Here is a 19,388-nt window from a genome sequence, read left to right as displayed (position 1 = left end):
GCCGATAAGTGAATTGCCGAGCAGTTCGTTCTGTGGGAGGTGTCTCCAGACGCCGCTTACGGTTTGCTGGCTGAACACGACATGCTGCGCGAAATCGGGGTCTGGAGACCCCTCCCACAATTGTGCTGTATAGCCAATGCACACCGTTCTCTTTGGGAACGGTTAGACCCTCCCCTAGCCCCTCCCTGAAAAGGAGGGGAATTACTGCTCGCTGCGCTCGCATGAAAGAAAGGCCGTCGTCGCACTTGCGACGACGGCCTTGGTCGTTAGTCATTAGCGAACGAACAGCTTCAGTCCTTCGCCGCTTCGCGGAGCGCCACGAGGTACGGCACCGGCTCGCTGCCCAGGGCGTTGAGCACCGTGCCGCCGGCCGTGAAGTTGTGCGTGACCCAGCTCTCTTCGCCGTAGAGCTCAAGGGCTTTGCCGCCCTCGCCGCCGCCGACGTAGACGTTGATCCCGGCGTCTTGCATCCGCTTGAGCTCGGGGACCCACGACTTGGTGCCGTTCTCGAACCGTGGGTCCTCGAACATGCCGAAGACGCCGTTGTGGAACGCCACCGAGCCCTTCGGGGCGGTCTCGATGAACTTGGTCACCGCGTCGTGGAAGTGCTGGATCGACTTGGGGCCGATGTCGAACTGCTGGTCGCTGGGCGAGAGTTCGTCCTTCGCTGAGCCGTCCTCGATGACCGAGTCGCACGGCACCGTGAACGTGATGCCCTTCTCACGGCCGTCGGCGACAATCGCCTTGGCCTGCTCGACGCGCGCCGGCGGGATGTACCAGGGGGCCTTCGAGTTGGCCGGGTCTTCGGCGGCGCCGAGGCAGACGGGCTTGTCGTCGAGCTCGCCGATCGCCTTGCGGATCGCCATGGCGAGTGAGCCCGATGCGAAGATCTGCTTGATCGTGCCGCGCGAGATCATGGCTTCCATGTCGTCGAGCTTGTCGATCTTGATGCCGCTGAACACGGCAAGCGCCGCCTTGAGGCACTGCTGCATCGGGCCGTCGAACTCGCCGGCCGCGTACTTGCCCAGCGCGACGCGCTTCATGGCGGCGGGCACGGCGACGCTCGACGCGTCGAGCGAGCCGGCGCTGAAGGCCTCGTGGACGTAGACCGTACCGACCTTCTCGGCCAGCTCGTTGGCGAGCTTCGCCAATTGCGGCGCGAGGTCGGCGAGCTGCTCGGGCTTCGCCTTCCAAAGGACGCGCTCGATGTCGTACTTGCGGGTGTTCTGCAACACGATCACGTCGCCGGGCTTAGCGGCGGCGATCGCCTCGGTGACGGCGGGCGTGACGGTCGTCGTCGCTGGGTCGAGCCAGTCCTCGATCATCGGAATGTTCGTACCGAGCAACTCGCCGAGACGCTTGGCGACCTTGTCGAGCGACTTCTCGGGCTCACGGCCGATGTGCCCGAAGACGACCTGGACCCAGCCCTTCTCTTGGCCGTACTTGAGGGTGTCGGCCATCGAGCGGAGGCGGATGTCCCCCTCGCCGACCTTGGCGCCGGGCTTAGCGTCGGTGTCGCCACGCACCAGGACGACCGTGCCCAAGGGCAGGTCGGCGAGCGAGTCGAGCCGCGGCACGTCCGTCAGGTAATCGTTTAGCGAGAGGTCCGGATTCGCCTCGCGACCTCGGACGACGGTCTCGCAGAAGGCCTTCATTTGATCGGGGGTGACGCTCATGGGGGCGTTCCTTCGACAGGGGGTGGGCAGGTTGATTTGGGGTCTGCGCAGCAACGTAGCACAGAGCGCCCCGGCGGTTGAGGGGGCGGGGCGGCGGCGGAGAACTCCGCCAGCAGAAGCGACCTGAGCCGTGGGCGGTAGCCCTCGGTGGATTGCTGGTACCAGCTTCCCACCGAGGGCTAACGCCCACGGCTCAGATCAAATGAGGTAGCGACCCGTATCCTACGCGTTCACCGCGGGGTGCTTCGCCAAGAGCCGGAGGATGTCGTCGATCTGCTCGGGCTTCTCGAAGCCGATCGTCATCGCGTCGAGCCACTCGTGCTGCTGGGCGTAGGCGATGCAGCGGTCGCGGTCGTCGGCGAGCTGGCCTTCGCCGATGATCTTCATGCCAATGATCGTCTTGCCGGCGGCGTGGGCGTCGGCGAGGACCGCTTCGACCTCGGCGGGCGACGCGTCCATCTTTACCCCTTCGGGGTTCGTACGGGCGAGGATCACCTCGACCCAGTCGGTCTGGGCCGCCGTCTTTAGCGCGCCAAAGTCATGGCACGAGACGCCCATAGCCTTCACTTGTCCACGAGACTTGGCGTCTTCGAGCGCCGCGCGGTACGGCTTCATCTGCTCGGGCCACTTCGCATCCATCAAACAGTGCAGGAGTACGATGTCGACGCGGTCGGTCGAGAGCTCGTGGCAGAAACGTTCCAGCGCACTCTTGGTGACCTGCTCACGGAACGCGGCGGACGTGTTGGCCTCGGGGCCGTCGTAGCGCCACCACAGCTTGCTGAGGATCGTCACCTCGTCGCGCGGGATCGTTCGCAGGGCCTCGCGGAAGTAGAGGTGCGTGCCGTAGAGGTCGGCGAGGTCGAAGAAGCGGACGCCGCGGTTGTAGGCGTGTTGAATGAGCCCGACAAATTTCTCGAAGCCCAGCCGCGTCTGGTTTGATTGCCGATTGCCGCCGGCGACGCCGGTCCCCTGGGCGAGCCGCGTGGTGCGGATGCCGGTGTTGCCGAGCGTGACCATCGGCGGCGGCGGGACGGCGCCGAACTCTGGCTGCGCAGCGTTCTCGGCCGTCTTGCCGTGGGCGAGGGCGCCGACACCGAGTCCCGCGCCGATGCCAGCAGCGGTACCCAAGAATCGGCGGCGGTCCAGTTCAATGGTGGGGTCGCTCATGGCGTCGCTCCAAAAGGCGAAAAGGGCGTGGTATGACCCGAACCCTAGCCTATTCCAGCGATGCCGACAGGGAAAGCTCGCCGGCGCCACGTTTCGATAGCTCCGCCGGATCAACACGACGCCGACTTCTGAGGCTATCCTGATGGAGGGTCGTTGCTGAGAAGCCACCCGCGGACCCCTCCGTTTCATCACCATACGACAGGCGTCGAGCGAATGAACTTCAACCGTCCTCATTTCAGCAAGGCGATTCTTGTCGTCGCTGGACTGCTTGTCTCTACACACGCCCATGCCGCTTCGGTCGACGAGATGCTCGCCAACGGAGAGTTGGCGGCGGCCGAGAAGTCACTACAAGAATCGCTTGACGCCACTCCGAACGACGCCCTGGCGCTAACCCAACTCGGGGCCGTGAAGTTTCTCGGCGCCGTTGAACGTCTTGGGCAAGCGAGCTACCGATTCGGGACGGGCGACTCATTGATGCGGGCGATGCCTTTCTTCCGCTTGCCGGTCCCACCCAACGACGAACCTCAAAAAGTCGGTTACGAGGATGTCCGCGAAGTCCTTGAGCAATTCGTCGCGGACCTCGCCGAGGTCGAAGCAATCCTCGTGAAGGTTGGCGACCGTGACGTTAAGTGGCTAGTGGATATCGCCGCGCTGCGGATGGACTTCAACGCCGACGGCAAGGCAGAAGCTAGCGAGTCGCTCGGCGCGGCCTACCGGTCGATGACAAGAATGCGTGACGAGAAGGCGGAGGAGGACGCCTTCGTCGTCGGTCTCGATACGGCGGACGTGTATTGGCTGCGGGGATATTGTCACGTGCTATGCGCCCTCGGCGAGTCGCTGCTTGCCTACGATCAGCAGCGGATGTTCGACCATACGGCGCAACTGGTCTTCCCGAAGTCAGAGTTGAAGCACGACTTCCTTACGCACGACACCCCAGGAGCCGATGAAAGGCAGCAGCGAAGCAAACGCTGGCAGTACCAGTTTGCCGATGCGATTGCGATGATCCACTTGGTGGACTGGCCCCTGGCAGAACCGGAACGGCTCAAGAGAGCTCACGGTCACCTGCTGCTGATGGTAGAGACCAGCCGCGACAGCTGGCGGTCGATCCTCGCCGAGACCGACAACGACCACGAGTGGATTCCTGGCCCAGAGCAACAAAGCGTATTGCCGCGTGGCGCTCTCTCGCAAGAACAGATCGACGCCTGGCAAACGTTTCTGGACGAGGCCGAGTCGTTGCTTGAGGGCGAGAAGCTCGCTCCGTTTTGGCGTGAAAGCGACCAGGGCGTCAATCTACGCCGCGTGTTCTATGAGCCGACTCAACTCGACCTGGTGCTCTGGGTCCAAGGTTCGGCGGCCGCGCCCTATCTTGAAGAAGGCCCAAAGACCGAAGAAGAAACCTGGATGATGCTCCAGCGTGTCTTCCGTGGCAACTTCATCGGTTTCGCCTTCTGGATCAATTAGAGCCGACGCATGACGACGTCATGGCGCTGGCTTCCGCAACGGCCGCCCCGCGGTGAGGTCGGCAAGCTCGCCGTCGCGGATCGCCAGCGAGCCATTCACCAGCAACCACTTCACGCCGGTGGACATGCCGAACGGCGCCTCGTACGTCGCCGTGTCGCGGTAGGTCGCGGGGTCGAGCACGACGATGTCGGCGTACAGGCCCGGTCGCAGGTAGCCGCGATCCGTCATGCTGAGGATATCGGCGGGGAGGCCGCTGGAGCTGCGGACGGCTTGTTCGAGTGGCATCGTCCCTTCGCCGATCGCGTAGTGGCCGATCTTGCGTGAGAACGTGCCGAAGCTGCGTGGGTGGGGCTTCGTGCCGTCCTCGACTTTGACGCCGCCGTCCGAGGCGGTCGCTAGCCACGGCCGGGGCATTAGCCACTCCACGTCGCGCGGGTCCATGCCGAAGTTGACGCCCGGCACGTCGCCCATCGTAAGGAGCTCGAACGCGATTTCGATCGGTTCCCGGCCCTCGGACCGCGCGATCTCCTGCACGAGTCGGCCGTTCCATTCGGGGCGCTTGCGGCAACTGGCGACGAGGATGCGGTCGCGCTGGGCGAGCGACTCGGCGACGATCGGCCGCAAACGCTCGACTTCGGCGGGGTCCTCGAGCCGTTTGATGACGGCCCTGTTCCCGCCTTCACGCTCTTCGTCGGGGAGCAGCATCGCCGAGATCGACGTGCTGCTCGCTTCGTAGGGGTACTGGTCGGCAGTGACGCGAAGGCCCTTGGCGCGGGTCGCCTCGATCAACTCGGCGGCGGCGCGGACCTTGCCCCAGTTGCGGCGTTTGCTCGCCTTAAGATGCGAGATGTGTACCGCTGCGCCGCTCAGACGGCCGATCTCGATCGCCTCGTCGATCGATTCGAGGAGCGTGTCTCCCTCGTCACGGATGTGGCTGGCGTAGATGCCGTTGTAGTTAGCGACGACCTTGGCGAGCGCGGCGATCTCGTCGGTGTCGGCGTAGGCCGACGGGACGTACTGTAGGCCGGTGGTCATGCCCCACGCGCCCGCCGCCATGCCGTCATCGACGAGCTGCTGCATCCGCATGAGTTCGTCCTCCGACGGCGCGCGACGCGTCGAACCGATGATCTTCTCCCGCACCGCGCCTTGGGGCACGAGGTGCGCGACGTTGACGCCCGACGGTGTCTTCTCGAGGGCGTCGTAGTACTCGGCGACATCGAGCGCCCCACCGCCGCAGTTTCCGGTGACAATTGTCGTGCAGCCCTGCGTCAGATAACAAGCCGAGGGCCGCGTGTCGTCGGCTAGAATCGCGCGCGTCGAGATGTCCTTGCCAGTCTCCTTATCTTCGACCGTGGTGGAGGAGTCGCTGTGGTTGTGCAGGTCAATGAACCCCGGCGTGACGACGAGGCCCGTGCAGTCGATTTGCTCGGTGTCGCCTTCGACCGTGAACTCACCGACCGCGACGATCTTGTCGCCGAGGATCGCTAAGTCACCGACGTAACCCTTCTCGCCCGAGCCGTCGACGATCATGCCACCGGTTAGGACGTAGTCGGCTTCGATGGCGAGTGAACCCGGAGTGAGCACACCGAGTGCGGCAAGTGCTATGAAGACAGAACGAAGTCGCGGCATGGAACTTCTCGGCTGGGGTTAGGAAACCTCGCCGAGGATAAGCATGCGGCGCCCATGAAGTCGAGCAGCGGGCGAGACGGCAGCGCAAATGCGCGATTGCTGCTGAGCGGAAGCTTTGCTGTGGAAGGGGTCTGCGGACCCGGATTACGCGCACCAAGCCGTGTTCGGCCAACACACCGTAATCGGGGTCTGGAGACCCCTCCCACAACTCGTGCTGACAAAGATTACGAGAGGTAATCGATCAAACGACGGCCATCGGCGAGAAACGTCGTTCTATCGAAATCGTCGCGAAAGCTTTCACCAAAGCTCGCGGCGCCTTTACGGCAGACGACGAGATACTCTGGGTGCGGCAGCAACTGCGGATCATCGGGCCCGAGATACTCCAGCGCGAACGCTTTCGAAGAAGAGTTGTCGGAGGCTCCTTCGCCCCACGGCGTTATCGAGACCTCGGCCAACCGATAACCCGTCTCACGTTGGCGAAAGCCTTTGAGGTCTTCCGCTGCGAGCGAGTAGACGAGTCCGTTGACGCGGTCGGTCGGCAGGCCCGTTGCTCTCACACCGAGCGCGGCGACGTGCTGTGGCGTCGGGCCGGGGCCGTAACGCTCGATTGCGTCGGGCGTCAGCGGATAGTTGAAGACCCGAACTAAGCCCACCGCATTCGCGGGGCGGCACTCTTCACCACGCCAACCCGGCATCGTCCGCACCGCCGACGCGGCGTTGAGCAACGAGCCATACGCGAACAGCGGCAGCCGGCCGTTGTGATGCGCGGCGAGATGATCTTCGAGGCCGGCCCAAGGGTAATCGAATGATAGCAAGCGGGCCTCACTGGTTCAGCGAATCGTCAACCTCACGCCGCTCGGCGGCTTTGCGCCGGTTCACCGAGCGCAGCCGGTCTCTCCATCTTTAAGATGGCGGGTTCCTCAACTTCCGACCGGATCGCAAGCACGTCAAGCTTCTCTGTCAGGAAACGATAGTTGTGTTCGGCGAGCGTATCGACCCATTCCGTGAGGTCGCCGCGGTCGAAGTGGCGGTGCTCGAAGCGGATGACCCGCGGCGCGACGCGCTCCAGGTCGATCGAGCGGAGGATCGCGTAGTCGTGCCCTTCGGCGTCGACCTGGACGAGGTCCACCGATTCCATGCCGGCCCGATCGAGCACGTCGTTGATCGTCAGGCACTCGACCTCGACCGCCTCGATCTCGTTGTGATTCAAGCCGTGCCGCAGCAAGTGACCACGGTCGAACGAAGCGAACTGCACATCGGCGTTCTTCGCCAGGTAGAACGGCCGCGATCCGCCCTCGCTGTCGATCGCCGCGTTGACGAGCGTCAAGTCGTTGCGGCGTTCGTGCCGCTTGCAGAGTCGCGCGAAGACGCGTGGCTGCGGCTCGACTAAAACGCCGCGGGCCGGGTAGTTCTCAATGAGGTGGACGATGGCGTCCCCCTCCTCACCATCGAAGGCGCCGACCTGCAAGAAGGTGATCTCACCGTGCTCCAGCACGTGGGCCGCCGCAACCAACGAGAGCAGGCCGTCGAAACGCAGCGTCGGATCGATCGTCAGCGCCTCGGGCTCGTAGGCCCGGGTGAGGCCGATCTTCCGCAAAAGTCGGTCACGGAGCCGTCGCACCTCGTAGCCTTCCATGAGGAAGGGGAGATAGCGGCGCTTGAAGCGGCGAAACCCGGCCATCGTCTGCCTCACGGTGGAGGGGTGCTAGCAAGGCCGGGCGTGGCGACAGGAAGTCGCACCCGCAGCGGCGTACCTTTTGCTAGTCGGCGGCACTGGTGAGTTGACGTGATGTCAATTTACGTGAGTTGTCGCGTGGTTGCTCACCTCCATCTTGTTATTAAGGGTTCTTGAAATCGCCCAATCCACTGAATGAGAATTCTGACTCACTTTACATCGAGAGATTCAACGGAGAGATCACGGTATCCAGCGAAAGCGTTGCCGCCCCACCTAGGCTCTTTGCCGTCAACGACCGCTGCTTTGACAATCTCAAGAGCCTCCTGCCATTCCTCACTAGGCGTTTCTTCAGTGGGATTCCGTGTTCCCGCGTTGCGGATCAGTCGGACAAACGACTCGTAGTCGGGGTCGTCGTCGCTAACGATGGCTGCCTGCTCAAGCATCTTGGGCGGGTAAGTGTAGACAGGCTGCGTTAGGTTTGGATTCGATGTCTCTTGATTCAAATAGAGACTTCTTGGGCTAGGGAGGAACACGAAGACGTCGGATTTTGGTGCACCCTCAAGCTCATTCGCCGAGCGAGATGAAAAGCCGAAGATCAAACTACCGCCGTCGAAGACAAAGTCGAACTTAATGAGCGTTAGCGAGTCAATATCTTCGATCACTTGGCCGAGTTTCATTCGAGCAGGTGCGTCGCGTTTCGTGTTGGGAGATTCGACACTCTTTGGGCGAAGAGCGAACGCAAGAAGGGTCAAACCGATGGCGGAGATTCCAACCCCCAGTGATACGGCGCGTCGAGCGCTCATCGCGCCTCCTCCGAGAGTAAGGGACATCACTCCTTCAACCCAAACCGCGTCCGCTCATCCTTCACCTTCACCTTCTCCTCCCACACCGCCTTGTCGGCGATGTCCTTGCGGCACCAGGCGCCGCGCCAGCGGATCGCCTTCACGGCGGTGTAGGCGGCGAGCTTTGCGGCAGGGATCGTTTCGCCCAGGGCCGTGACGCCTAGCACGCGGCCGCCGACGTTCACCACGTCGCCGTCGATCGACGCAGTGCCGGCGTGGAACACTTTCACGTTGGGGACCTTCGCCGCTTCTTCGAGGCCGCTGATGACATGGCCCTTCTCGTAATTGCCCGGATAACCCTCGCTTGCCATCACAACGCAGACCGACGGTCGCGGGTCCCACTCCATCGGCGGCGCCTCGTCGAGCCGGCCGTCGGCGGTCGCCTCGAGAACGTCGAGCAGGTCGCTCTTGAGCCGCATCAGTACCGGTTGGCATTCGGGGTCGCCGAAGCGGACGTTGTACTCCAGCACCTTCGGGCCTTGCTTGGTGAGCATCAGGCCCGCGTAAAGGACACCGCGGAAGGGGCGGCGCTTGCGCTTCATGTGGTGGACCGTCGGGATGAGGATCTCTTCCTCGACGCGGCGCAAGAGGGCGTCGTCAACGATCGGGGCAGGGGAGTACGCGCCCATGCCGCCCGTGTTGGGGCCTTTGTCGCCGTCGTAGGCCGCCTTGTGGTCCTGGGCGGCCGGAAGAGCGACAATCGACTTGCCGTCCGTAATCGCCAGGATGCTCACCTCTTGGCCGTGCAGCCGCTCCTCGATGAGGATCCGATTGCCCGCGGCGCCGAACTCCTTGTCGCCGGCGATGCGCTGGACGGCGTCGAGCGCCTCGTCGCGGTTGTCGCAGACCACGACGCCCTTGCCCGCGGCGAGGCCGTCGGCCTTCACGACGAGGGTTTGGCTCTCACGCTCGTTGAGGAACAGCACCGCTTCTTCGGCGGTGCGGAACGTGTGGAAATCGCCGGTGGGGATGTCGCCGTGCCGGAGCAGCTCTTTGCAGAAGACCTTGGAGCCCTCGAGCTCGGCGGCGACCTTCGAGGGGCCGAACACTTTGAGCCCGGCGTCTTGTAGGGCGTCCACGAGACCCGCCACCAGCGGCGCCTCGGGGCCGACGACCGTCAGGCCGATCTCGTTCGCCTTGGCGAACTCCACGAGCCGGGCCGTGTCGGTAGCGGCGATATCGACGTTCTGGATCGGTAGACCCGTTTCCCGAGCCGTGCCGGCGTTGCCCGGGGCGCAGAAGACGATATCGGCCCGCGGGCTCTGCGCGAGCTTCCAACACAGGGCGTGTTCACGCCCGCCATTCCCAACGACCAAGACTTTCATCGCGACGCTCCAACCGGACTGCCAAAGAACGGGGGCATTCTAGCGTAGGGGCGGGGTGAGCGGTACGCGGTGGCAGGGTTTAGGAGGTGGATAAGGAGATTGCTGGGGATGGGGGGATGGACTTCTGGAGGGGCGGCGCCATGCGGATGGCTAAGCGTCTAGAATGAAGGAGAAATTTACCCACGATTGATTCGACGCGTCGGAAGCGGCTCGCAGTTATTTGGAGTATCTCGTCCGCTTGCGATCCCGCGTATCTCCATCTATCCCCCTCTCTCCTTTCTTAAGTTGCGCCCCGCAATGAAGTTCATCCTCGCCCTGACGATTCTCTCGGTCTCAGCCGTCGCCTACGCGGGGGGCGTGTCGGGGCGGGTCGTGGTGGTGGGGGACGTTCCGGCGGCGGAGCCGCTGCCGCCGGGGAAGGACGTTTGCTGTCAGGAAGCGGGACCGGTGGACGAGCGTGTGGTGGTTGGGCCCGAAGGGGGGCTGGCGAACGTGTTCGTCTCGGTTGAGCCGCGTCGTGGGGAGCCGCAACCCCCGGCGGCCAGCGATGTCGCTAATTCGGGGCCCAACGAGCCCGTGACGCTCACCAACCACGGTTGTGCCTTCTCGCCCCGGGCCTTGATGGTGCGGGTTGGGCAGCCGCTGGTGCTCGCCAACAGCGATCCGACGATGCACAACGTCGATATCAACTTTGTCCGCAATCGGTCAGTAAACGTCGTCGTCGAACCCGACGGCGAGCGGCGTATTGACCTCCAGAAGCCCGAAAGCCGGCCCGTCGCCGTGCGGTGCAACGTCCACACCTACATGCGGGCGTGGATCATGGTCCGCGACGACCCCCACGCCGCCGTGACGGACAAGACGGGCCGTTTCGAGCTCCCCGACCTCCCCCCCGGCGAGTGGCGCCTGCGGTTCTGGCGCGAGGGCCAGCCGCTGGTCGGCTTAGCGGTGGGCGACCAATCCACCGACGACCGCGGCGAAGCCGTCCTCACAATCCCCAATGACGGCCTCGACCTCAGAGATCTCAAAGTCGCCGCCGACACGCTCCGCTGACGCGACGAATCGCCGCGGCAAACCGCCGGCTGTGGCGGCGCCGCTCGGGGCCGCAGTTGGGTACGCTGAATGGTTTCCCCCGTTGTCGCCGGCTTCACAGTATGCGTCTCGCCCGCCACCGCCGCCTCGCCGCGATGCTCTGCATCGTGCTCGGCGCTGGGGGATGTCGAGATCGCGTCGTCGAGTTCGAGCCCGACGCCGTGCTGCGGGCCGTCAATGGTTTGACGGCGGAGCAGTCGGCGTCGATCGACGCGGCCCTCGTCGAGCTGTTCGGTTCGCCGAACGAACCAAGACTCCCCGCCGACCTGCCGAGGATGGCGGAGCTTTGCGGCTTAGCGGCGCTGGAGCAAGCGGCCGGTCCCGTTGCGAGCCATGAGGTGGGCGTCGTCCACGGGCTTTACCGGCGGCACTGCGCGCGGTGCCACGGCGTCACGGGCGACGGTCGCGGGCCGACGGCGCGTTATCAGGCCCCTTATCCGCGCGACTACCGCCGCGGTGTCTTCAAGTGGAAGAGCACCTACCGGGACGCCGCGCCCACCGCGGCCGACCTCGACCGGGTGCTCGAGCACGGCGTCCCAGGGACGGCGATGCCGTCGTTCCGCCTCGTGAGCCAAGAGGAACGCGACATCCTCCGCCAGTACGTCGTGTACTTGGCGATCCGCGGCCAGACGGAGCGTGTGCTGGTGGACTTCGTCGCCAACGAACTGCCGGCAGGTGAGCCGCTCGAGTTCGAGGGCGATTTGCGTGACGAGATCGTCGCAGACTACCTCACGCCAATCGTTAATAGGTGGGCGGATGCCGGCACGCTTGTCGTCGAGCCTTCACCCGAACCGCCTAGGACCGACGAGGGCTTGCTCGTCGGCGTTGAAGCATTTCACGGCAACATCGCAGGGTGCGCCGCTTGTCACGGAGTCAATGGACAAGGCGGCGCGCAAGGGATGGCGAACTACCAAGTCGATTACGACATCTGGAACCGTGACCGCCTCGTCCTCAAGCCCAACGAAGAGTTGCAGCGAGTTCTGGCGCGCGACCTTCCGGTTCGGCCAACGACGCCACGAGAACTCGTTGAGCCAGGAAGCGGCGGGCTCGTGATCCCGCACGGCGGCGCTTCGACCGGAGACCTCTACCGCCGCCTCCACCAGGGCATCGCCGGCACGCCCATGCCGGCCTACGGTAGTTTGAGGCCCGGCGAGCGTGGTGTGTTGTCGGAGCAACAAATATGGAACCTCGTGCACATCACCAAAGCGTGGATGGAGAAGGACCCGGTTCCCGGTGATTGACCGATCGCAATGACGCAAGCCGCCGCCACCGCCGACTGCTACTCCCCCTGGCCGCACCGCTGGGCTTGGGTGCTGTGCTGCGCGACGTACCCGCTCCTCTGGCTCGGTGGCTTGATCACGACGACCGACGCCGGCATGGCTGTCCCCGACTGGCCCGGCACCTTCGGCTACAATCTCTGGCTCTATCCATGGAGCACCTGGTTCTTCGGCCCGTGGGACCTGTTCGTCGAGCACGGCCACCGGCTGTTCGCGTCGGGCGTCGGATTGCTGACGATCGTTCTGGTGGTCGTCGTGTTCCGCTGTGACAAGCGGCGGTGGCTACGGGGGCTTGCGCTATTGGCGCTGGCTTTAGTGATTTGGCAAGGCGTGCTCGGCGGCATGCGCGTGGTGCTCAACGAACGCTTGTTAGCCTTCGCGCACGGCGCGACGGGACCGGCGTTCTTCGCACTAACCGCAGCGCTAGTCGCTTTGACCTCAAGAGGACCTCAGCCGCGACCGGAAGGTAGCGGTGAAGTGGGGACTCACGCCGCTAAGCCGACAAGCGGCTGGCGCTGGATGTGGCTACCGCTGCTGATTTACATCCAAGTCATCGCCGGCGCGGCGGTGCGGCACGTCCCCGAGGACAGCTCGTTCAACACCTTCGCGATGCACGTGCAGATGCACTTGTGGCTCGCGCTGGTGGTCTCGCTGGCGGTGCTCGCGAATGTCATCTACGCCTGGCGCAAGCCGGTCGGCGTGGCTCGGCGGATGCTCTCGACGCAGATGCTGGTGATCCTGATCCTGCAGGTCGTGATGGGCGTCGCCACCTGGGTCGCCAAGTACCGCCTCCCCGACTGGGCCCAGAACGGAGTCGCAGCCGACGCCTGGGAGACCGTCGCCGGGCCGGGTACGATGTCTCCTTCAACTTCCGGCGGCTGGACCGAGACCTATGTCGTCACCGGCCACAGCGCCACGGGCTCGCTGCTGTTGGCTCTGGCGACTGCTCAGGCTGTCGTAGGTCGCCGACGATCCCGCACGCTCTCGCTTACCGATTCCCCCACCGACTCCCTCCGCGAAGGGACCAGCGCTACCGCTAGTCATCCCGCATGAACCCAGGCGTCACGACGTTGCCGGCCACTGCTGATTGCTCCAGCCCCACGGCGAAGCTCAGCGCGTACCTCGGGCTGACCAAGCCGAAGATCGTGCTGCTTGAACTCGTTGCCGTGTTGATCGCGCTGCACATGGCCACCGGCTATGGGGCGCCGGGCTCGCCATGGTCGGCTGCGCTGGTGCTCGCCACCGCGGTCGGCACGGGCCTTGTGGCGGCAAGCGCCAACGCGCTGAACATGTGGGTCGAGCGCGAACGCGACGCCAAGATGCCGCGCACGATGGGCCGGCCGTTGCCTTCGGGTCGGCTGACGCCCGACGAAGCGCTATGGTTTGGCACGTTGTCGCTGGCGCTCGGCGCGTCGCTGCTGCTGTCGTTCACCACGCCAATGGCGACGTTCGTGGCGGTGTTCACGTGGCTGGTTTATGTCGCCTTCTACACGCCGCTGAAGACGCGGACTTGGCTGAACACGGCGGTCGGCGCGGTGAGCGGCGCGACGCCGCTCCTCATCGGTTGGACCGCCGGTGGCGGCGAGCTGACGCACCCGATCGCGATCGCGATGCTGGCGACGATGTACGTCTGGCAGTTCCCTCACTTCATGGCGATCGCTTGGTTGTGTCGCGACGACTACACTATCGCCGGCTATGAGATGTCGACGAAGCTCGACCCGAGCGGCCGATGGGCGGGTCTGCAAGCGGTGATCGGTTCGGCGATTCTGCTGCCGGTCAGCTTGGCGCCGGTTCTGTGGGCCGCCGCGGCGCCAGTCGCGTACACGATCGTCGTCGGCCTCGCTGGCGTGGCGATGCTCCAGTCCTCCGCGGCGTTCCTCGCCGACCGCAACGACGCGCTGGCCCGCCGGTTGATGCGAGTCAGCTTGCTCTATGTGCCGGTGTGGCTCGTGGCGCTGTGGTGCTGTGTGGGCTAGTAGCGAATGGGACGCGGATGTACGCGGATCGAAGAGATTCAAGCCGATCGCTTTCTACCAATCTTTCTATCCGCCTTAATTCATGTCTTCTTTCTTGAATGAGTTTGGCTTCGCCTGAATGACGGACAATCCTGCCATCTCGATCCGTGATGTCCGCCATGCGTATGGCGAGCGTGAGGCGTTGCGGGGCGTGTCGTTCGACGTAGGGGCGGGCGAAGTATTCGCGCTATTGGGGCCTAACGGCAGCGGTAAGACGACGCTCTTCAAGTTGCTCTCGACGCTCGCGCCGGTGCAGTCGGGGATGATCTCGCTCTTCGGCCACGACGTGACGCGCGAGCCCGCCGTCGTGCGGTCGATGCTCGGCGTCGTGTTCCAGTCGCCGGCGCTCGATAAGAAGCTGCGCGTTGAGGAGAACCTCTGGTGCCACGGCCGGTTGTACGGGCTCAAGGGCGCCGAGCTGCGCGAGCGGATTAACGAAGGTCTCGGCCGCTTCAACGTTGCCGACCGACGCCGCGACTATGTCGAGACGCTCTCGGGCGGATTGCAACGGCGCGTCGAACTGGCAATGTGCCTGATGCACCGCCCGCGGGTGCTGCTGCTCGACGAGCCCTCGACGGGCCTCGACCCCGGCGCGAGGGCCGACTTGTGGCGGGCGATTGGTGAGGCGCGTCGTCAGGGAGTCACCGTCGTCGCCACGACGCACCTGCTCGAAGAAGCCGAACGCGCCGATCGTATCGCGATCGTTCACCAAGGCCAACTCGCCGCGCTCGACACGCCGCAGGCGCTCCAAGCCTCGGTCGGCGGGGACACGATTACGCTCCGCACCACCGAGCCGGGGCAACTCGCCGCCGCGATCGAATCAGCGTTGCAGCTCAAGACCACCGCGCTCGACGGCGCCGTCCGTGTCGAAGCCACCGGCGGCGCCGGCCCCGACCTCGCCTCACAACTCTATAGCCGCTTCCGCGACCAGATCGACGAACTCTCGATCGGCAAACCGACGCTCGAAGACGTCTTCATCGCTCGGACTGGGTCACGGTTTGAGGAACAGGATTAACCACGGAGGCACGGAGGGCACGGAGGACAACACAGAGAAAACTAGACAGGATTTGCAGGATCGACTGGATGAAAACGAAATGCCTAGTTCATTCATCCTGTTGATCCTTTAAATCCTGTCTAATAAATCTTAGTGCCGTTCTCCGTGCCCTCCGTGGTTCAATTTCAAAAGACAAGCATGACAGGCTCAACCTACTCATCACCGACTGGCGTCATCGGCGCGCTCGCTTGGCGGGAGCTCGTGCGGTTCTTCCGCCAGCGGAACCGCGTCATCGGCGGCCTGGTACAGCCGGTGCTGTTTTGGCTGCTGTTTAGCGAGGGGCTCAAGTCAAACCAACTGGGTTACGCCCATTTCTTTCCCGGCACGCTGGTGATGATCCTGCTGTTCACGGCGATCTTTGCGACGATCTCCGTGATCGAAGATCGCAACGCCGGCTTCCTGCAAGGCGTCCTCGTGGCGCCGACGCAGCGGCTTTCGATCGCACTGGGCAAGGTCGTTGGCGGGGCGGCGATTGCGATGGCTCAAGCGGTGCTGTTTCTCGTCCTCGGACTGGCGACGGGCGCGGCGACCGTGTCGGGTCCGCTCGATGTGCTGTTGGTGCTAGTCGCGATGACGTTGATCGCTATGGCGCTGACCGGTCTTGGCTTCGCGATCGCATGGCGGATGGACAGCACGCAGGGTTTCCACGCCATCATGAGCGTGTTCCTCTTGCCGATGTGGCTGCTTTCCGGCGCGTTCTTCCGCCGTGGGGCGGAGGGCTGGCTAGGCGGCGTGGTCGCGGCGAATCCGCTCACCTACGGTGTCGCGGCGCTGCGGTACCGGCTCGAGGCGGGCGACACGAGCGGCCTGCCGCCGGAGCCGCTTTGCTGGATGGTGACTATTGGCTTCGCCGCGCTGATGCTGGCGGCGAGTTGGTGGGTCGTGAGTTGGAAGAAGAGTTAGTCATCGGTTAGTAACTCCGCTTCCTAACGGGCGCGGCTCGAAATCAACTAGCGCCTCGCGCCTAATAACTAGCGCCTTTGCATGGCCCATCCGATCGTCCACATCAACGCCTTGCTCAACTCTGTCGCAACAGTGCTGTTGGTGCTGGCGTTCGTGTTCATCAAGCTGCGCTGGGAACGCGCGCACCGCAACACGATGTTCGCCGCCCTCGGCGTCTCGGCAGTATTCCTGTGCTGCTACCTCTGGTACCACTACCACGTCGGCAGCGTTCGCTTTACGGAGCAGGGCGCGGTGCGGTATGTCTACTTCGCGATCCTGATCAGCCACGTGCTGCTTGCGATCACGGTGCCGTTCTTGGCGCTTTGGTCGGCGTGGCTGGGGACGAAGGCGATGTCCGCGGGCGAAGGCGCCTCGCTCGAGTTCCGCAAGCGGCACAAGCAGGTGGTCCGCTGGGCGTACCCGATCTGGCTCTATGTCTCCGTCACGGGGGTGCTGGTCTATCTGATGCTCTACATCTGGTTCCCGCCGATTCGTTCGTAGGAAGAGGAATAGGGACTAGGGGCTGAGGGGACGCGCAAGCGGCTTGCGATCCTTTCCTCAGCCCCTCGCCCCTAACGCCTCCCCCTGCCGGTTGTTTCCCCCCGGCGGGGCGCCGCGGTAGACTGGAAGGACCGCTACGAGCGACCGAGCGACCCTCTTGCCCACGACACGGATGCCGCCCCGCCCCCGCGCTGACCGCCGCACGGCACTGCTTGCGCTGGCGGTCTGGGTATCGGCCGGCGCACTGGCGGGCGCGGAAGAGCCCGATTTCGGCCCGCCGCGGCTGCTCCGTGAGGCGCCCGAACAGCCCGCCAACGCCCTGCTGATGTCGGCGGCGCTAACTCCGTTCGAGCCGCACGGCGTCTCCAGCCGGGTCCGTCGCACGCTGTTGCAATACGAGGCGCTCGCCGCCGACGGCGCATGGGACGAAGCGATTGCGCTCGTCGAGCGCCTCCAAACCGAGGCGGGCGCCGAACTGACCAGCGTCCCCAGCGGCGAGGCGCCCCTCGAGGACGCCGATGGGCACGAACGCTTTGTGTCGATCGCCGAGCGTTGCCAGCGACTCCTCTCGTCGCTCCCACCGGAAGGGCTCGCCGCCTACCGGGCGCGGGTCGATCGTTCGGCCCGAGAGCGATTGGACGGGGCGACCGCGCGGCTCGACGCGGCGGAGCTTGAGAAGCTGGTGCGCGAATTCCAGGCTAGTGAACCCGCCGCGGACGCCCTGTTGGCGCTGGGGGAACTCGCCCTAGAGCGGGGCGACTACGCCGCCTCACGCCGCTGGCATACGCGGCTCCATCCGTTGCTGAGCGACCCTTACGGCCGCCCGGCCGCGACCTCGCTGGTGTTGCTTGATCCCAGCGCCGATCCCGCTCAACTCGCCGAGGCGTGGCGCGATGGTGAGCGCCCCGAGCGGATGCCGCTCGCGCCGGCGGACGACGGGCTCCTTGCCTTAGCGTTATCGCGCCTCGCGCTGACGTCGATCCGAGAAGGCGACTTGCGGCGCGCGGCCGCCGAGACACGCTTGCTGCGGGCGCTCGCTACCGACGCCGAAGGCCGCATCGCCGGGCGCATTCAACCGTTGGCGCCGGCGCTGGAGGCGCTCATCGAAGCGCGGCGTTCCTCAGCGATGACGAGTGCGCGTTGGGGCGAGTTGGTTTGGGCTTGGGCTGACCCGGTTGAAATCGAACAAGAGGAGCCGGCGCCCGAGGCGGTTCGGCGGCGGAATGTCATCCAGCTCAACGCGTTCGGCCAACTGATCGCGGCGCCCGAATCCGGCGGTGAAGGGGACGTGCCGACGCCGACCCTCAACGCGATGGTCCACGGAACGGCCGCCTATTTCGTCGAAGCGGGTCAGCTACGGCGATTGGACCTCGCTACGGGGGAGAAACATCGTCAATCCGTTCCCGGCGTCTCCAACCCACTCCGTCGAGGTCCGCAGCCAGCGCCCGGCGACATCGCCAACGCCGAGGCGATTATGCGTCGGCTCGCAGCAGCGAACGGCGCGCGGCCGTTGGTGTTGGGGGCGCGGGGAGGCGCCCGTCCTGCCGCGGCGGGCTTGTCACAGGTTGACCCCGAGATCACGATCGCCGGGGACACGCTCTATGTGCGGATCGCGGACACGCAATGGCCCGCCCGGACGCGACAAGCCGCGTTCCCCTCGAGGGAAGAAATCGTCGCCATCCCGCTGGAAGGCGAGGTAGAGACGCCGGTGCGGTTCGAGCCGCCCAGCGACGACGCGCCGGCTGATGCGCAAGGCCCCGCGGCACAAGCCCTTGGTTTTCAGTTTGTCAGCACGCCGACAGTCGTTGGCGACCGCCTGTATGTCGCGGTGGCGCGTCCTGGCGCCCGCACCGAGATCGCCGGCGTCTGCTATTCGGCTACGAGTGGTCGACGGCTGTGGACGACTCCGCTGGGATCGGGGGACAGTTCCCAGCGTCTCATCGGAGCCAACGCATCGCCTCCTGTCGTAGCGGGCGATACGCTCTACCTCGCCACCAATCTCGGCGCCGTCGCGGCGCTCGACGCCGCCACGGGACGCGTGCGCTGGATCGCCCGCTACCCGCGTGAAGGGCAGCCGATGACGCGATTCACTGCAGAACCGCCGCAGCAATCGACGAGGTGTGTCGTCGCAGGGGACCAAGTCATCGCGGCGCCGTCGGATTCGAGCCGCCTCTTGGCGTGGGACACGGCGACGGGCGCCCCGCTGTGGGACGCCGACCGGCCGCGTGACGCCGCGCTGGTGGGCGTCGTGCGGAGCAAGGCGGGTTCGGCCGTCGTGTTGGCGGGTCGGCAGTTGGCGAGCTACGACACGCTCACCGGCCAGCGGCGGATGCTGTGGCCCGAAAGCCCGCGCTCGGGACTGCGAGGCGTCGGCGAAGCGGCGATCGTCGGCGATGAGGTGTTCTGGCCGACGCGCGAGGCGATCTTCGCAATCGACCCGATCACCGGCGGCCTCACCCGCTCGCCGATCGACCTCTCGCCTGTCGGCGGCGCCGGCGCGAACATCACCGCCACCGACTACGGCCTCTTAGTCTGCGGCCCCCAGCGGCTGCGCCTACTGGCCCGAGCCGAAGTAGTAGCCCCTCCGGAACCACCCGAGCCGGTGTCGCGTTTAAGGGGAGCTGAGCCCGCTGAGTTAGCTCAACAGTAGTACTGAATTTAGCAACCACAGATGAACACAGATAAACACCGATAGATGATTTGGCCGTGGCTGTCTCATCCGTGTTTATCTGTGT

The 19,388-nt window shown here is 64.9% G+C and carries 16 protein-coding genes; 9 read left to right on the top strand and 7 right to left on the bottom strand.

From position 1 onward, the window contains the following. Positions 1 to 290: 290 nt before the first annotated feature. Together pgk and Spa11_RS14970 are read right to left on the bottom strand one after the other, a co-directional pair. Complete coding sequence (gene pgk / locus Spa11_RS14975; RefSeq protein WP_145113652.1) at positions 291 to 1,676, bottom strand: phosphoglycerate kinase; 1,386 nt, start codon at positions 1,674 to 1,676, stop codon at positions 291 to 293. 222 nt (positions 1,677 to 1,898) lie between these two features. Further along, complete coding sequence (locus tag Spa11_RS14970) at positions 1,899 to 2,843, bottom strand: aldo/keto reductase (RefSeq protein WP_197529421.1); 945 nt, start codon at positions 2,841 to 2,843, stop codon at positions 1,899 to 1,901. A 213-nt stretch (positions 2,844 to 3,056) separates the two neighbouring features. Between Spa11_RS14970 and Spa11_RS14965 the strand changes: the two genes are divergently transcribed. Continuing rightward, entirely contained in the window at positions 3,057 to 4,304 is a 1,248-nt protein-coding gene (locus Spa11_RS14965) for a hypothetical protein (protein WP_197529420.1), read from the top strand. A gap of 18 nt (positions 4,305 to 4,322) precedes the next feature. On the opposite strand, the gene Spa11_RS14960 is transcribed toward Spa11_RS14965, so the two are convergent. The 5 genes from Spa11_RS14960 to purD all read right to left on the bottom strand — a co-directional run bounded on the left by Spa11_RS14960 (position 4,323) and on the right by purD (position 9,775). Beyond that, positions 4,323 to 5,933: an N-acyl-D-amino-acid deacylase family protein gene (locus tag Spa11_RS14960; RefSeq protein ID WP_145113646.1), complete on the bottom strand. Its 1,611-nt coding sequence runs from the start codon at positions 5,931 to 5,933 to the stop codon at positions 4,323 to 4,325. A 224-nt stretch (positions 5,934 to 6,157) separates the two neighbouring features. Beyond that, entirely contained in the window at positions 6,158 to 6,748 is a 591-nt protein-coding gene (locus Spa11_RS14955) for a gamma-glutamylcyclotransferase family protein (protein ID WP_145113644.1), read from the bottom strand. Positions 6,749 to 6,780: 32 nt separating this feature from the next. Further along, entirely contained in the window at positions 6,781 to 7,614 is an 834-nt protein-coding gene (locus tag Spa11_RS14950) for an FkbM family methyltransferase (RefSeq protein WP_145113642.1), read from the bottom strand. 203 nt (positions 7,615 to 7,817) lie between these two features. Further along, positions 7,818 to 8,411: a hypothetical protein gene (locus Spa11_RS14945; protein WP_145113640.1), complete on the bottom strand. Its 594-nt coding sequence runs from the start codon at positions 8,409 to 8,411 to the stop codon at positions 7,818 to 7,820. Positions 8,412 to 8,437: 26 nt separating this feature from the next. Then, on the bottom strand, positions 8,438 to 9,775 hold the full coding sequence (gene purD / locus Spa11_RS14940) for a phosphoribosylamine--glycine ligase (RefSeq protein WP_145113638.1): 1,338 nt from the start codon (positions 9,773 to 9,775) through the stop codon (positions 8,438 to 8,440). A gap of 297 nt (positions 9,776 to 10,072) precedes the next feature. Here purD and Spa11_RS14935 point away from each other — a divergent pair, with 297 nt between their 5' ends. From Spa11_RS14935 to Spa11_RS14900, 8 genes are all read left to right on the top strand, one after another. Then, positions 10,073 to 10,825 (top strand): carboxypeptidase regulatory-like domain-containing protein, encoded by a 753-nt coding sequence (locus tag Spa11_RS14935; protein WP_145113636.1) that lies wholly within the window; start codon positions 10,073 to 10,075, stop codon positions 10,823 to 10,825. Between the two features lie 101 nt (positions 10,826 to 10,926). Continuing rightward, on the top strand, positions 10,927 to 12,105 hold the full coding sequence (locus tag Spa11_RS14930; protein WP_145113634.1) for a c-type cytochrome: 1,179 nt from the start codon (positions 10,927 to 10,929) through the stop codon (positions 12,103 to 12,105). Positions 12,106 to 12,114: 9 nt separating this feature from the next. After that, positions 12,115 to 13,194 carry a COX15/CtaA family protein gene (locus Spa11_RS14925; RefSeq protein WP_145113632.1) on the top strand — a complete coding sequence of 360 codons (1,080 nt, stop codon included), beginning with the start codon at positions 12,115 to 12,117 and terminating at the stop codon, positions 13,192 to 13,194. Beyond that, on the top strand, positions 13,191 to 14,117 hold the full coding sequence (cyoE, locus tag Spa11_RS14920) for a heme o synthase (RefSeq protein ID WP_145113630.1): 927 nt from the start codon (positions 13,191 to 13,193) through the stop codon (positions 14,115 to 14,117). The genes Spa11_RS14925 and cyoE overlap by 4 nt, the downstream gene beginning before the upstream one ends. Before the next feature lie 118 nt (positions 14,118 to 14,235). After that, complete coding sequence (locus tag Spa11_RS14915; RefSeq protein WP_145113629.1) at positions 14,236 to 15,171, top strand: ABC transporter ATP-binding protein; 936 nt, start codon at positions 14,236 to 14,238, stop codon at positions 15,169 to 15,171. A gap of 177 nt (positions 15,172 to 15,348) precedes the next feature. After that, positions 15,349 to 16,113 carry an ABC transporter permease gene (locus Spa11_RS14910; RefSeq protein ID WP_145113627.1) on the top strand — a complete coding sequence of 255 codons (765 nt, stop codon included), beginning with the start codon at positions 15,349 to 15,351 and terminating at the stop codon, positions 16,111 to 16,113. An 81-nt stretch (positions 16,114 to 16,194) separates the two neighbouring features. Further along, complete coding sequence (locus Spa11_RS14905; RefSeq protein WP_145113625.1) at positions 16,195 to 16,653, top strand: DUF420 domain-containing protein; 459 nt, start codon at positions 16,195 to 16,197, stop codon at positions 16,651 to 16,653. 172 nt (positions 16,654 to 16,825) lie between these two features. Then, entirely contained in the window at positions 16,826 to 19,303 is a 2,478-nt protein-coding gene (locus Spa11_RS14900; RefSeq protein WP_145113623.1) for a PQQ-binding-like beta-propeller repeat protein, read from the top strand. Positions 19,304 to 19,388 lie beyond the last annotated feature (85 nt).

This window comes from Botrimarina mediterranea, from assembly GCF_007753265.1.
GTDB lineage: Bacteria > Planctomycetota > Planctomycetia > Pirellulales > Lacipirellulaceae > Botrimarina > Botrimarina mediterranea.
The sequence above is the reverse complement of the archived record's forward strand: the minus strand, read 5'-3'. Positions and strand labels throughout refer to the sequence as shown.

Coding starts and splice junctions, on each gene's coding strand:
- Spa11_RS14915 (WP_145113629.1), top strand. CDS start 14,236: ATGACGGACAATCCTGCCATCTCGATCCGTGATGTCCGCCATGCGTAT.
- Spa11_RS14970 (WP_197529421.1), bottom strand. CDS start 2,843: ATGAGCGACCCCACCATTGAACTGGACCGCCGCCGATTCTTGGGTACC.
- Spa11_RS14930 (WP_145113634.1), top strand. CDS start 10,927: ATGCGTCTCGCCCGCCACCGCCGCCTCGCCGCGATGCTCTGCATCGTG.
- Spa11_RS14935 (WP_145113636.1), top strand. CDS start 10,073: ATGAAGTTCATCCTCGCCCTGACGATTCTCTCGGTCTCAGCCGTCGCC.
- Spa11_RS14960 (WP_145113646.1), bottom strand. CDS start 5,933: ATGCCGCGACTTCGTTCTGTCTTCATAGCACTTGCCGCACTCGGTGTG.
- Spa11_RS14905 (WP_145113625.1), top strand. CDS start 16,195: ATGGCCCATCCGATCGTCCACATCAACGCCTTGCTCAACTCTGTCGCA.
- purD (WP_145113638.1), bottom strand. CDS start 9,775: ATGAAAGTCTTGGTCGTTGGGAATGGCGGGCGTGAACACGCCCTGTGT.
- pgk (WP_145113652.1), bottom strand. CDS start 1,676: ATGAGCGTCACCCCCGATCAAATGAAGGCCTTCTGCGAGACCGTCGTC.
- cyoE (WP_145113630.1), top strand. CDS start 13,191: ATGAACCCAGGCGTCACGACGTTGCCGGCCACTGCTGATTGCTCCAGC.
- Spa11_RS14925 (WP_145113632.1), top strand. CDS start 12,115: ATGACGCAAGCCGCCGCCACCGCCGACTGCTACTCCCCCTGGCCGCAC.
- Spa11_RS14945 (WP_145113640.1), bottom strand. CDS start 8,411: ATGAGCGCTCGACGCGCCGTATCACTGGGGGTTGGAATCTCCGCCATC.
- Spa11_RS14965 (WP_197529420.1), top strand. CDS start 3,057: ATGAACTTCAACCGTCCTCATTTCAGCAAGGCGATTCTTGTCGTCGCT.
- Spa11_RS14910 (WP_145113627.1), top strand. CDS start 15,349: ATGACAGGCTCAACCTACTCATCACCGACTGGCGTCATCGGCGCGCTC.
- Spa11_RS14950 (WP_145113642.1), bottom strand. CDS start 7,614: ATGGCCGGGTTTCGCCGCTTCAAGCGCCGCTATCTCCCCTTCCTCATG.
- Spa11_RS14900 (WP_145113623.1), top strand. CDS start 16,826: ATGCCGCCCCGCCCCCGCGCTGACCGCCGCACGGCACTGCTTGCGCTG.